At 45.9% G+C, this 13592-nt stretch carries 13 protein-coding genes; 6 read left to right on the top strand and 7 right to left on the bottom strand.

Going from position 1 to position 13592, the window contains the following annotated elements:
* Positions 1 to 168: 168 nt before the first annotated feature.
* The 5 genes from CPIN_RS00045 to CPIN_RS00065 are packed head-to-tail and all read right to left on the bottom strand — an operon-like array spanning position 169 to position 3924.
* Positions 169 to 1227 (bottom strand): DNA topoisomerase subunit B, encoded by a 1059-nt coding sequence (locus CPIN_RS00045; RefSeq protein WP_012787694.1) that lies wholly within the window; start codon positions 1225 to 1227, stop codon positions 169 to 171.
* 39 nt (positions 1228 to 1266) lie between these two features.
* Positions 1267 to 1926, bottom strand: coding sequence for a response regulator (locus CPIN_RS00050; RefSeq protein WP_012787695.1), 660 nt, complete (start codon positions 1924 to 1926; stop codon positions 1267 to 1269).
* Positions 1919 to 2704: a sensor histidine kinase gene (locus CPIN_RS00055; protein WP_012787696.1), complete on the bottom strand. Its 786-nt coding sequence runs from the start codon at positions 2702 to 2704 to the stop codon at positions 1919 to 1921. Before CPIN_RS00055 ends, CPIN_RS00050 begins: the two co-directional genes overlap by 8 nt.
* Positions 2659 to 3333, bottom strand: coding sequence for a hypothetical protein (locus tag CPIN_RS00060; protein ID WP_012787697.1), 675 nt, complete (start codon positions 3331 to 3333; stop codon positions 2659 to 2661). Before CPIN_RS00060 ends, CPIN_RS00055 begins: the two co-directional genes overlap by 46 nt.
* A gap of 6 nt (positions 3334 to 3339) precedes the next feature.
* Positions 3340 to 3924 carry a hypothetical protein gene (locus tag CPIN_RS00065; RefSeq protein ID WP_012787698.1) on the bottom strand — a complete coding sequence of 195 codons (585 nt, stop codon included), beginning with the start codon at positions 3922 to 3924 and terminating at the stop codon, positions 3340 to 3342.
* Between the two features lie 248 nt (positions 3925 to 4172).
* Here CPIN_RS00065 and CPIN_RS00070 point away from each other — a divergent pair, with 248 nt between their 5' ends.
* Genes CPIN_RS00070 through CPIN_RS00080 form a run of 3 tightly spaced genes read left to right on the top strand, consistent with a single transcriptional unit; the run spans position 4173 to position 7684 of the window.
* A complete protein-coding gene (locus tag CPIN_RS00070; RefSeq protein WP_012787699.1) occupies positions 4173 to 5264 on the top strand; it encodes a caspase family protein in 1092 nt (363 codons plus the stop codon).
* The gene (locus CPIN_RS00075) at positions 5254 to 6807 is read left to right on the top strand and encodes a hypothetical protein (protein ID WP_012787700.1); all 1554 of its coding nucleotides are present in this window, start codon (positions 5254 to 5256) and stop codon (positions 6805 to 6807) included. The genes CPIN_RS00070 and CPIN_RS00075 overlap by 11 nt, the downstream gene beginning before the upstream one ends.
* A gap of 10 nt (positions 6808 to 6817) precedes the next feature.
* Entirely contained in the window at positions 6818 to 7684 is an 867-nt protein-coding gene (locus CPIN_RS00080; protein ID WP_012787701.1) for a caspase family protein, read from the top strand.
* 84 nt (positions 7685 to 7768) lie between these two features.
* Here the strand turns inward: CPIN_RS00080 and CPIN_RS00085 are convergent, their stop codons facing one another.
* The gene (locus tag CPIN_RS00085; RefSeq protein ID WP_012787702.1) at positions 7769 to 9409 is read right to left on the bottom strand and encodes a M28 family metallopeptidase; all 1641 of its coding nucleotides are present in this window, start codon (positions 9407 to 9409) and stop codon (positions 7769 to 7771) included.
* 120 nt (positions 9410 to 9529) lie between these two features.
* Between CPIN_RS00085 and CPIN_RS00090 the strand changes: the two genes are divergently transcribed.
* Together CPIN_RS00090 and CPIN_RS38845 are read left to right on the top strand one after the other, a co-directional pair.
* Complete coding sequence (locus tag CPIN_RS00090) at positions 9530 to 10573, top strand: helix-turn-helix domain-containing protein (RefSeq protein WP_012787703.1); 1044 nt, start codon at positions 9530 to 9532, stop codon at positions 10571 to 10573.
* Between the two features lie 181 nt (positions 10574 to 10754).
* The gene (locus CPIN_RS38845) at positions 10755 to 10922 is read left to right on the top strand and encodes a hypothetical protein (RefSeq protein WP_012787704.1); all 168 of its coding nucleotides are present in this window, start codon (positions 10755 to 10757) and stop codon (positions 10920 to 10922) included.
* Positions 10923 to 10969: 47 nt separating this feature from the next.
* On the opposite strand, the gene CPIN_RS00100 is transcribed toward CPIN_RS38845, so the two are convergent.
* Positions 10970 to 12247, bottom strand: coding sequence for a PepSY-associated TM helix domain-containing protein (locus CPIN_RS00100; protein WP_012787705.1), 1278 nt, complete (start codon positions 12245 to 12247; stop codon positions 10970 to 10972).
* Between the two features lie 217 nt (positions 12248 to 12464).
* On the opposite strand from CPIN_RS00100, the gene CPIN_RS00105 reads away from it, so the two are divergent.
* On the top strand, positions 12465 to 13469 hold the full coding sequence (locus CPIN_RS00105) for a helix-turn-helix domain-containing protein (protein WP_012787706.1): 1005 nt from the start codon (positions 12465 to 12467) through the stop codon (positions 13467 to 13469).
* Positions 13470 to 13592 lie beyond the last annotated feature (123 nt).

Consider the following 13592-nt stretch of genomic DNA (forward strand, 5'->3'; position numbering starts at 1 on the left):
TATTGTCTGGCTACCCCTTATTCATGAACAATCAAAAATAATGAACATCCTCATAATAACCATGAATTTTGTTCAATAAATAAGCCTTGTTCATGATTCATGAACAAGGCTTATTTATTGAACAAAACGAAAAATCTTTATATAAGGGAACCTCTCTCGAATTCCTAACTAACTGTCTTTCCTTATAAACTTTTCCAACACTCTTCTTCTGTCCCCGGAATTGCTTTCCAGGTACTTCAACACCCCTCTTTTCACAAACTTCCGCACATCTTTTTTCAACCCCGGCATATCCAGTTTATCCTTACTGCGACCATCATACGTCAGCGGTTCCCCCTTTACAGCAGCAAACAGCACGAGCATTTTTCCGATCCGCTTTTTGTTCACTTTCAGTTCCACGCCTTCTTTTTCACCCACTTCCACAAAAGCATCCTCCAGCCCTTTTAACACACCTTCCACCAGGGAGCCGTGTCCTTTAGTTGCTTCATTATTAGCGAAGGAGCGTATATATGGTGCAGGATAAACCGTATAAATATGATGATATCTAAGAATAACATGGAAGATATAACCGTTGATCGCTGTTTTCAGTTCAATCGGCAACCAGGCATTCATACTGCCATAATCGTGTTTATCCAGCAGGTCATTGAATAATTCAGAGATCCCCGTTCTGAAATAAAACACATTCCGCTGTAATTCCCCCCGGTTATCCACACTGATTATTTTCAGTCCGGGGTTCAGATAAGCCAGCTGCTGCAGCATGATATTCATAGGAATATAAGCCACCTGGTTATGCTTGAAAATCTGCTCTTCTAACTGAAAGTCCACTTTAATACCATTCGGCTCTCCGTCAGCCGGATGCATTTCTACTTCGTATATGCCGGCATGAGAGGTGATAGAATGTATCTCTCCATTTACCACAATACGTACCAGCACAAAGCGGCTGATGGCGATGAGTAATGCAATTTTAAAATTCTTTCCGGAGGAGATTTCCTGCAAAAAGGCGACCTCATGTAATAATTCATCCACCGGCATACCTGAAAGAACCACACTCACAAAACTATCAGGATTGAACGTGATCTCTACGGTAGATAAGCCTGTTACATCTTCCAGATAATCAGTGATCAGCATTTTCATCAGACGTCTGATGCCATAACTGTTCACCGATCCCAGGTACATCACCGGTCGATTGCGGATAGATTCAATAACAGGAAGAGAAGGCCGTCCGTTCATATTTTTCTGCTTTACTTTCTGCAAAGTAAAGCAATCATTTCACACCACCACCAGTTTGTTCTTTATCGCATACAATACAAGTCCTACACGTGTTGAAACGCTGAGTTTTTTGAACAATGCCTCACGATATCCATCAACAGTGCGCTCGCTGACAAACATCTCTTTCGCAATTAGCTGGTAGCTTTTTTCGCTACAGGCAAGCCGTAGGAATTCCATTTCCCTGTCGCTGAGTTTGGTGATCGCATTCAATGCTGATTTGTCGTCTATCAGCGCATTAATTGACTGCATCACCTTACGGGTGACCGTATCATTGTAATAGTATCCCAATGTAATTACATCATCAAATGCCTGTTTCAGTTCACTGGGTTCTGCATCTTTTAGTATATATCCTTTAGCGCCATGCCTGATCATTTTTATGATTGCTGTTTCGGCATCCATGGTACTTAAAGCCAGTATACGGATATCAGGATGATGCTGATGTAACCACTCAGCAGAAGCGTAACCATCCATATCCGGCATATTAACGTCCAGCAATACGATATCAGGTAACTGCTCAATGGTCATCTTTTCAATCAGTTCCTTCCCACTGGCAGCTTCAAACAATACTTCATAATTGGGGAACAGGTTAATCAACACGGACAATCCTCTACGGAACATCGTGTGATCGTCAACAACAGCAATGAATTTTTTCTTAGACATGGGGTATGGTTATAGTAATGATAGTTCCCTTTCCGGGCTGACTGGTAATATCGGCCTGTCCTCCCAATATTGCGGCTCTGCCGGTAATATGTTGTAATCCGAGTCCGCTTTTTTTACTGAGGGCTTCTGCTACATGAAATCCGGATCCGTTATCACAGATACTGACATACAACGCCGTATCCATATAGCGACAGGTGATCAACACTTCTGTTGCAGCAGCATGTTTGAGTACATTCTGCAGGGATTCCTGTATGATGCGGAAGAGGATCAGTTTTACCTGTTCTTCCATGGGTCTTTCCATTCCTTCCACCAGGAGACTGACTTGCGTGACGCCACTCCGGTTAATGCGTTCTATTTCCTGGTCAATATTACCTGCAAAACTGAATAGCTGCACCCGCTCTGTACTTAAACCTTTTGCTACATCCCGGAGAATGCTCATTGCCTGACCGATCGTATCCTTTACTTCCTGCAATCCGGCATCCGGTTGTTCGGCGCGTTGCCCGATAATATTGAGCTGTACTTTCGCTAAACTTAGCAACTGCCCGACATGGTCATGCAATTCCTGGCTGATATTATTGAATGTTTCTTCCTGGATCTCAAGGGTAGCCTGCAATAATTGCCGGTCAAAGGCATGTTTCATCTGCATTCTTTCTGCTGCCACCTGCTGTCGGCGGTTATTATAAGCCCAGATCATGATCAGCAATAAGATACCCAGGAACAGTAATACGGCTATTACTGCGATGATGATAATAACGATCTGTTGATTCGAATCCTGCATAATACAAATGCGACGCAATAAGAAGAATAGAGAATAATATTAACTACAGGCAAAATCGCACGATACAGGCTGGTGTTACCAATCACAATATTATTACTTCTTATATATTGCTGCAATCCGAGCAATACAAGCGTAATGAGGCCAAACAGAAGATTAGCGGCGCTGATCCAGGAATAAGGGTCTTTGAACATACCTGATTGTATATCTCCATGAAGCGCTAACCTGAGTAACACAAAGCAAGAGAAAACAATATTAAGGATTTCAATCAGAATAACAGAAATATTATTGAACTGTTGACGACCTTGCAGGAAGAAAAAGTTGATAAAAATAAAAAGTATGGAAAGCAGGCTAATAATGATATAAATAGGCTTTTCATTTTGCCGGAGGCGTAGCATCATACCATACAGATAGAGCGTCAGTGGTGTAGACATCAGGATGTACCAGTTATAGATAAAGTCACTGCGTGTCCAGCCTAACAAACGATAATTGGTGCCGACTATTTCTACTATGTTGGTTAACAATAGCAAAGGGATAAACAGGACAATCCGGCAATGAGAAAGCCCCTTGTAGCAGATGATTGCTACAAGGAGGCTTAACAACTGAAAATACTGAAATAGGTCTAATGTCATGGTAAATCAGGGTTGCAGACCGCCAAAATCGTATACTATCGGATATTGATACTCTTCAACAGGAGGAGGAGGAACCCCCGGAATTACAGGGAGCGCTGGAGACAAAGAATAGGGTACAACAAAAATCGTCGTCCTGTCTTCCAATTTGGATACGTCAACATGAGGATAGAGATCTTTTATTTCTATCAATACTTCGGGGGTATACATACCCAACACCAGTTTAAAATAATGCTCCCAGCCAGCATTTTTTTTCTCCAATTCAATCAGTATTTCTGACACAAACTTTTGCAAATCAACGGCATTAAAATCTTCCGCGTATGTGATTTGCCGAATCTTAGGGACTATCATATTGGGAATCGGAAATGGTCTGATGAGGAAACCGTGTGTTCCCATAGCGTTGAGATAATAATACATGCATGTTTTTGCAATAGTAAAAGGTAGACGAAGCCCTTCTTTGGAAGATCGTGTGTAAATGAATGAGGACACAAAACGATCTTTCTCTTCAGGCGTCAGTTTGTCGAATTCCGGCAGAAAGGGGCCTGCAAAAGATTCCTTTTGAACAAATTCATCGGTACTGGCAATAAAGTTCATGTTGTTTGGGATTTGGTGTGTTATTGAGGTTAAATTATCACAGGCAAGTTACCTCCCTGAAAGCATTCAACAACACCCAACTAACAAAAACGGGGAAAAGAAGTTTATACCCGGGAAAAACGCCCCTCCCATCACACAGTAAACTAATTATCAATACATAACCTCTTATAATATGTCAATAAAACTTGTTCACATTCCGCCAGTAGCGTAATTTTATCATCAGATACAACACCCCAAAACACCCCCTCATGGACCCCGTGACTGTAATATCCGAAACACCAACTGCCACAGACCTGTGTGAAGAGGCCATTAATGAGAATCTGTCTAAAGGACTCCCTGTCAATGACGAAGACTATGCGGTCATTGTAGGTGTCAGTCATTATCTCAGTCTTGCACCGCTGGATGCGCCTGTTACAGACGCCTGCCGGCTGAGAAACTGGCTGATAAAAGCCGATGGTGGCAATATGGATCCAAAACATGTGTTCTTCATTCCATCTGCTCCTGGCAGCAATACGCCCGACCAGCTGGCCATTGACAAAGCATTATCTGACATCATCCAGATGGCCACCGCCAAACCAGCACGCCGGCTCTATTTTTACTTCTCCGGTCATGGCTTCGGGTCTAACTGGGAGGTAAATGGTATGTGTCTGCCCATCTGGTCACCCAGTTTCTATAATGCGGCGCTCTCCTCAAAAGCCTATCTGGACCTGCTGGTAGAACAGGACCTGTTCCAGGAAGTGTATTTCTTTCTCGACTGCTGCCGCGACAGGAAGATCAACACCAAGCCATTACACTCTATGCTGGGCGGCGAACGTCCAGGTGGCGCTAACACCATGGCAGTCGTGTTGTATGCGGCAGAATACGAAAATCCGGCCTGGGAAGGTCTGATGAACAACAATGGTAATCTGCAGATACATGGCTATTTCTCCCGTGCGTTGATGGAGGCATTGAACGGCGGTGCGGTCAATAACAATGGCGATATTACGATATCCGGTTTCATTGACTACGTCCGCGAGAAAACAGAGTCATATGCACAGGAACGCAACCAGACGCAAACCGTCCGTTCCGATATCAGGAACAACAAAAACGGACTAAACTACGTGTTCCACCGCACTGGCAGAGTACCCGGCACGGTGTTGACGATCACATTTAAATCCGCCGGCGATATCGCCCTGGACGGTCCCGACCTGAACAACATCAAATCTGGCACGGTGCAGGCAGGCGATTCCTGGCTGGTACCACTCGGTAAAGGATATCACCAGATTACCAATAAAACAACCCGGTCTTCCGCTTTCATCACCATAGACGGTACACTTAAATCTATGAATTATGACTTCTGAGACGCCTACTTATAAACTCACCGTCTCCGCCGTTGGTGTAATGTCAGATTTTGCCCATCTCACCGTATACAACGGCTTCCTGGAAGATATCGCCAGAGGATATGAACAACTGAACCTGGAGCTGAAACCTGGCTTATACAGTATCACCCTTAAACTGGATGGCAATATCATCAAGGAACATGTACGCCTGACGCAGGATATGGATTTCCAGATCCCGACACCACCGGTGTATGCCTCGCTGGTAGCGGATAAGTTTAAGTCCTCACATGAATATTATGCGACCAACGCGCATAAATATAGCCTTGAGCCTACCGTCGGAAATGCAACGGAGGAAGGAGGCGCAATTTTCCTCTTTTTCCGGTATACGGATGTGGAAAAAAGAAGAGAACTGAATAATGAACAGCAGTCCCTCGGACAAGGATTCTCGCTGCTTGACGCAGGCAGGAACGTCATATACAAACTGGAAGGCAACAACATCAAAGAAGATACAGACGCCGGCTGGCTGGCCTTTCACGCAGTATTGCAGGAAGGAACTTATTACCTGCATTATACCGGACATCAAGGTAAGCCAGGCATAGCTGATGACCAGGATCTGCCTGCCCGTGAAATACCCATCCAGGTATTCAAAGCCAGCGATCAACTGAAAGGATTATCAGGTGAACGCTGGCAGACACAAGTCTTTCTCACCTTTGGTTATGGTCCGATCTTCCCTTCCATGAGCATTTTCATCGCATCCCGCAAACAGGGATTTGTGAATGACGATGAAGGGAACTATCGGATAGACGGACTCCGGCATAAGTTTCACAACGGTGTGTACATTCTCCCGGAGAAAGTACTACTCGAATTTGAACAGGGTCAATGGACGTCTCCGATGAAAGGACTCTTAGCTGCTTATGTTTATTTTAGTAGTCCGGAGCTGGATAATGAGGAATTATTCAGGAATGTCACACAGGATATCCCCATCCTCCTGGGACAGGACACCCCGGATGTACAAGCCCTACAGATCATGGCCGCCCAGTACTACCGGGAGCCGATTCCACCCATTTCATTAAGTGCGCCTTGTATGTTCCTGGCAGGTATCCGCGCGATTATCAGGGCTTCTATTAAAGCGCCGGATGTGATTGTGGATGATAGTCTGTTAGAAGACATTACCGACAAGTTATACAACGACATGGTCTGGACTTCCTATCAGCCGGCACCGATACCGGAGCCGATACTGGAATCCATGGCTGCTCCGCAAAGTGAAGTCACTTCCAGCATTTTCAGTGTAGTAGAAAAGATTATCGGCAATGAAAAATCGCCGGAGGAAATCGGGGAGCGTTTATTAAAATCGCAGACGGTGAGTACCCTGCTGTATTACATTGACAAACTGGATCACGAACTGGATGTCAATGACCTGGCGACCAGATTACAAATCCCTCCCAATGTAGTACGCAAAACAGTACAGCATATCCTCAATTTTTCCGAAAGCATTAAAGATGCTGAGAGTAAGCCGGAGCAATTTACACTCCGCAATATCAATAAACTGAAGAATATCCAGTAACATCACACACATGACACCAAACAGCTACGCAGTACATATCGGTCTGAACGCAGTTAATCCGGATAGTTATGAAGGCTGGAACGGGGAATTGTTTGCCTGTGAGAATGACGCTGCGGTATACAGAGCAATCGCTGAAAAAGCCGGCTTCCAACAGATCTATTCATTACTGACAAAAGAAGCGACGGCAGTTAACGTATTGCAGCATCTGCAAACGGCAGCCGGACAGTTACAGTCGGGCGATCTTTTTCTGATGACCTATTCCGGTCACGGGGGCGTATTGGCAGATACCAACAAAGACGAGACGAACAACTTCGGTGAGATGGATGGATTTGATGAAACATGGTGCCTGTACGACCGGCAACTGATAGACGACGAACTGTTTGCCTGCTTCGGTCAATTCAAAGAGGGCGTACGTATCCTGCTTTTTTCAGATAGCTGTCATTCCGGTTCTGTCGCAAAAAACACCGCTCCTGTTAATAACAATGCACCTATAGATCCCGCTACTTATACCCGGGCCAGATTCGCGCCATTGGGTACCATGATACGTACCTATAATGCGCATAAGGCGGAATATGATAGTATACAGGCGCCACTCCACACACGACCGGAAGACATCAAAGCTTACGTCGTTCAATTTGGCGCCTGCCAGGATGACGAATTAGCGAGGGAAGTATGGGGGAACGGTATGTTTACCGCAAAACTGCAAAAGGTCCTGAATGAGCCTGTAAATAGCTATACGGAACTATTCACTGCTATCAAGCGGGGATTTTCCACCGAACAGCATCCTAACCTGTTCCACTATGGCAACAAGACCTATGAATTTCTGTCACAGGTACCATTTTCTATTCAGTCCGATGCCGGCGTAAAAGCGGAATAGGCTTATTGCTGACCATCCTACTGGAAATAAAAATCCGGAAGCCCTGTCAATCGGGACTTCCGGATCATCAGTTATTTAATAACCTTATCTCTTTGCTTTGAATTCTGAACCTTCTTTCCATTGCGGGAACTTGTCTTCGTTAGACAAAGTTACCCCCACATCGAAGAGGAAGCGCACATCTTCCACCATACCAGACAGTTCCCAGCTGGGATCCAGTTCATCAAACGGAGAATGGTAATGGTCACGGCCATACATAGCAGCATGATCCGGCGCCCAGGCAGAATTATGAGTCAACGACTGGTTACCGCTACCTGGATACAATGCAGGAATACCCACTTTAGCGAAATTGAAGTGGTCAGAGCGGAAGAACCATCCACCGGAAGGATTGGCTTCAGGTATGAGAAAACGACCTTGTTTTTCGGCAGCTTTTGCCGCATAGTCATCCAGGTCAGACTGTCCTTTTCCGATAATGGTAATGTCTTTCGTACGACCGAAGAAGTTCAGTACATCCATGTTAATATCCGCGACGGTGGATTTGATCGGGAAGATGGGATGTGTAGCATAATATTCTGAACCCAGTAAACCCTGTTCTTCACCCGTCAGTGCCAGGAATAATACAGAACGTTTAGGAGGATGTTGCAGTTTCTTGAAGGCGGTGGCCAGCTGCAGCAGCCCTGATACACCAGATGCATTATCGAGTGCCCCGTTATAGATGGTATCGCCTTTCACGGCTTCGCCTACACCCAGATGATCCCAGTGAGCAGAGTAAATGATGTATTCATTCTTCCGGTCTGTTCCCGGCAGCAGTGCGGCTACGTTGTGGGAAACAGATTTACGGGTCTTGTTATGCAGCGTGAGGGAAGCGCTTACCCCTAAAGATACCGGTTTGAATCCCGGACGTTTCGCCTGATTGATAATCGTGTCAGATACACCTGCCAGCTGGAACAGCTTCCTGGCAGATTCCTGGGTGAGCCATCCTTCAATCGCCGCGCGGCTCATGTTATTATCAGCCGTCTGCAGGTCCAGTTTAGGTTTTGACCAGCCGCTGCGCACAACGGTCCAGCCATAACTGGCGGGCAACACATCATGAATAATGAGGATACCGGCGGCTCCCTGACGGGCAGCTTCTTCAAATTTGTATGTCCAGCGGCCATAGTAGGTCATGGTGCGGGTCTTTCCTTTGAACAGCGTACTGTCATAGAAGCCCGGATCATTCACCATTACTACAACGGTCTTACCTTTTACATCCAGTCCCGCATAGTCATTCCAGTTATATTCCGGCGCTACGATACCGAACCCGGCAAAGATCATTTCGGAGTTATTAATAGACACCTGGTCCTGTACACGTTTGGTACCGGCCACGTACTGATCGAGGTAAGACAGTTTCAGATCGCCGGTTTTCCCTTTGATCCGGAGGTCGCCTTCCGGCTTGGACAGGATTTCCACCATAGGGACATCCTGTAGATAACTGGTACCATTACCCGGTTCCAGGCCGATTTCCTTAAATCGTTTTTCCAGGTAGGCGAGGGTTTTCTCTTCACCTATGGTAAAGGGTTTACGGCCCTGAAATTCGTCGGAAGCCAGTACGGCGATGTCGCGTACCAGACCAGCGGAGTCAATGGCTTTAATGGCGGTTGAGTCGTCTCCCTGGCCCGTCTGCTTTGTGCCTGTATTACAGGCGGCGGCCAGTGTAGCCAGGAGTAAAAGAGAACGCAGGTCTTTCATGAGCAAGTTGTATTTCCGCTAAAGATATTAAATTCATGAAAGGTCCTACCTGCGGATGTTCACTCTTTGCGTAAATAATTATATGTTTGCCGACCACACCCCTCCCTAAATCTAAACTGTATGCAATATTTCGGAGAACGATTAAAAGCCGCACGTAAAATTAAAGGCTGGTCCCTGCAGGATCTGGCCAATCAGACAGCCAATTCCATTACAAAACAGGCGCTGAGTAAATATGAAGCTGATGTAATGCATCCCTCCCGTAAGATCTTATTGTTGTTATCAGCTGCATTGGGGGTAAAACCAGGTTACTTTGAAGGACAACCGGCATTCAGACTGCCGGATTTTGAATTTCCGCGTAAAGGGAACGTACCATCTAAACAGATCGACAGTATTAAGGAGAAGGTGAAAGGCGTACTTGAGCGTTATCTGCAGGCAGAATCTCTGCTCAACATGCCGGTTAGATTCAGCAATCCACTCAAGACCTTTCCGGTAGCGGATGAGACGGCAGCGGCTGCTATTGCTGTCAGGCTACTGGATAAGTGGGACCTGGGCAAAGGCCCTATTCACAACATTACAGGGATGCTGGAAGAAAAGTCTATCCGCGTCATTGAAGTAGATGCACCTGTTACATTCGACGCCCTGGGCGCCTGGATTGACAAGGTACCGCTGATCGTACTGCATCAGGACCGGCTGGCCGACATCAAGCGTTATTACGCACTGTATGAATTAGGTCAACTGTTACTGACAGTGCCGGAGACTGCCGACAAAGACAGGATCTGTCAGACTTTTGCGACCGCCATGCTGCTGCCCGGCGACACGCTGGAATCACTGCTGGGCGCTAAAAGGACGGCCATTGCTCCCGGAGAACTGATCTGCATCAAGGAGCAGTATGGTCTTCCGATGCAGGTCATTATGCGGCACGCCATCTTCAAAGACATCATCGACCGGAAAGAAACAGCTCCCTTCTTTCGTATGATCGCGGAGAACAAGGACGAAACCGGCCTGGGATGTTATACCGGCCAGGAAAAGACGGGACGTTTCGACAGGATGGTCCGTAGACTGATGGCAGAAGAAGTCATCCCTGCCCAGAAAGCGGAAGCACTGACCGGTATACCGGAAGAAGCGCTGAAACGGCAACTGGAAGTATTTGCGGGGGTATCCTGAGTACTGTAATTTTTTATGAAAAAGCCTTTCACGTAGTACGTGAAAGGCTTTTTCATTTTCTATCATTTTCCTACGGGAAAATTACCCTCCCCTGAAACCGTGTATTTCCCATTGTCTGATGCCTCATTCTGAGGCTACATTTGTACTGTACAAACACCCCGTCACCTTAATCCTTACGCTCATGGACCCCGCATTACTTACACATCACCTGGAACAGATTGATAAAAAGATTATCAGGAAAATCATTGCCACTGCCGCAAAAGATCATGTGGTACCTGTTTATCCCCAGGCTGCCAGCTCCCGATCTAACCCCAATAAGCATACAAGCAAAAGAAAAGCGCCCCGGTAATTTCCGGAGCGCTTTTCCATGTGTATGTGGGCTATTACTAAGTGTTATTAATGTGCAGCTACATCTGATACGACATTTTCTCCGGCATGCGCATGATGTATTTTCTTGTGATGCTGTTTGTTGTGTTTGGCCGCTTTCTTCTCTTTCTTTCCCTTATTCCACCATACCAGGAAACCGGTAACTGGTAAACTTGCACAGATCAGGCTTGCGAAGAATGCAAGGATTTTGCCTGGTAATCCGGCGATCGCGCCTACGTGAATATCATAGTTCATACCGATCAGTTTCTCACCGGCATTTCTATCCTTTGCTGTTTCGTGTAACAACAGTTGACCTGTGGTTTTATCAAACTGCAGGTCATCCCGGTCATAGTAGGTTTCTTTTCCCCAGTATACAGACATCCGTATAGTCGCCTTATTTGCGGCAGGTGTTGCCCGTATACCGATACGTCTGGCTTCCGGGAACTGCTTTACAGCCGTAGCATAAGCAATATCCAATGGTTTAACATTGGCCAGTGGCAGCGCCAGGGTATCAGAAAAAACTTCTTTATGTTTCGGCGGCGTAACGCTACGGGAAGCGACCACATAGACGGTCGTCTGGAACCATTTAAAGGCCCATACCATCCCTGTCAGAGCGATTACCAGGGCTACAGCCATGGCATAGAAACCTAAAACATTATGGAGGTCGTAATTGACGCGTTTGAAGTTGCCCGACCATTTGATCTTAAAGCTCTGTTCGCGGGCTTTTTTCGACCATTTCTTAGGCCACCAGAGTATGAGTCCGGTAATGAGCAGGATAACGAATATAAAGGTGCTCCAGCCTACTATCGGCTGGCCGTATTTATCATTCAATAGCAGACTCCAGTGCAGGTACTTCACGATCACGAAGAAATCTTTCTTCATATCACGCACGGCGGTTACCTGACCGGTATACGGATTGACATATGCTGTTTTATAATATGCGGTGGTACCAAAAAGCGTCAGGGCATTTTCGTCGCCGTCTTTGTACGTAATAAATTCCCATGCACGATCAGGCTGACGATAGGTAAAGGTGCTGAGTACCGGAAATTCCTCTCCAAGAGCAGCCTGGGCCTTTTCCTGTAATACACTTAGGGGAAGTGCTGGCTGCTGAGCAGGGGTGACAAACAGAATATCATGGTGTACCCATTCACTGATTTCTTTCTGAAACACGAAAATACAGCCGGTCAAAGCGACGATAAATACGACAATCCCGGATGCCAGTCCGAGCCAGAGGTGTAACCAGGCATTGAGTTTTTTTCTCCAGGATGGGCCTTTTTTCTTGCCGTTTGCTTGCGTATTGTTCCCCATGTAGCAGACAAAAAATGTTAAGAATGAGTTGCTTCCGTACGGTAGGGGCCGGTCACATCAGTCGCATAGAGTCTCCTTACCGATTTAAGGGACAAAAGTCGGGGAGCTAAAATGGAAAAACAAGACGAAACGGGAATTTGACTTACGCAAAACGGAAAAATAAAAAATTGAACACTGGTAATGAGGCTGCAGTACCGTTCTATAATTTGGTAGTACGATGACCCTACCATTGTCCATTTCAACCCAAATAGGGCAGCCGATATTGTTTACCCCCGGCCTGCCTGCGGCCTATTCCAGCTACGCGCTGCAGGGCACCCAGCCGTATTATGCGGTGAGTGACAGCTTTGGCTGTATCCTGTTCCAGCAGGTAGCCAATCACAACTATAAGGCGTGGATGAGTCATTATATCATTAATAAACCGACAGCATTCAAAGTAAAAGGAAACGTGGACGACTTGCTGCTCCACCATACTTTAAAGGGAAATATGTTTTACGAGCTGAATGGCCACGAAAGCGAAACTTTTCAGCATCAGATGAACATTGTCGTAACACCGCGTCTTCGTCACATGGTCAGGTTTAAATCACCTGGTCTGTACGTCGCCCTGGAAATTCAGATACCCATAGAAGAGCTAAGAAGTTATCAGGAAAGTTTCCCCGTCGTACAGGAATTACTCAATAAATTATCGAATGAAAATACCATTACTCTCCTGGATCAGAATATGATTGCCCATGAGCGGCTTCGCAACATTATACAGGACATAACAGAACGCCAGTTACCTAAAGCTGCCAGCGAAAAATACAGAGAACAGAAAACAGGAGAATTCATCATTGAATCACTTGATATGCTTACACGTTATTTAACAGATGCCAACGGCCTGAGTGCCGCCGATCACGAAAGAGGTGAGCGTACAGAAGTACACCTGCTGAAACATCTACAGCAGCCATCACCTCCAACCCTCAAACAGCTTTCAAGATTTGCCGGTACAAATGAAAAGAAACTGGAAGAAATTTTCCGGAGTCGTCACGGTATTACGGTATACGACTTCTTCCAGAATGCACGTATGCGTATCATTTACCGCAAACTCACGGAAACGACTGTACCCTTGCAGGATCTTGCGGAAGAATTCGGTTACACGGATTATTCCAGCTTCTCTTACGCGGTCAAGAAGCGATTTTCATTGAGTCCGAGAGAGCTTCGGAAAAACAGCAGTATCAACTCTTGAGAGAAATTCTTTTTTTCCAAAGTTCGTCGTAGAACTCCTAACATGAATCGTACAGGCATGACGTAACTTTAAAACAGAAAGAACAATATTATTCGTTTTCGTTGCCATAACGATCTAAAATAC

The organism is Chitinophaga pinensis DSM 2588, from assembly GCF_000024005.1.
GTDB classification, from domain to species: Bacteria; Bacteroidota; Bacteroidia; order Chitinophagales; family Chitinophagaceae; genus Chitinophaga; species Chitinophaga pinensis.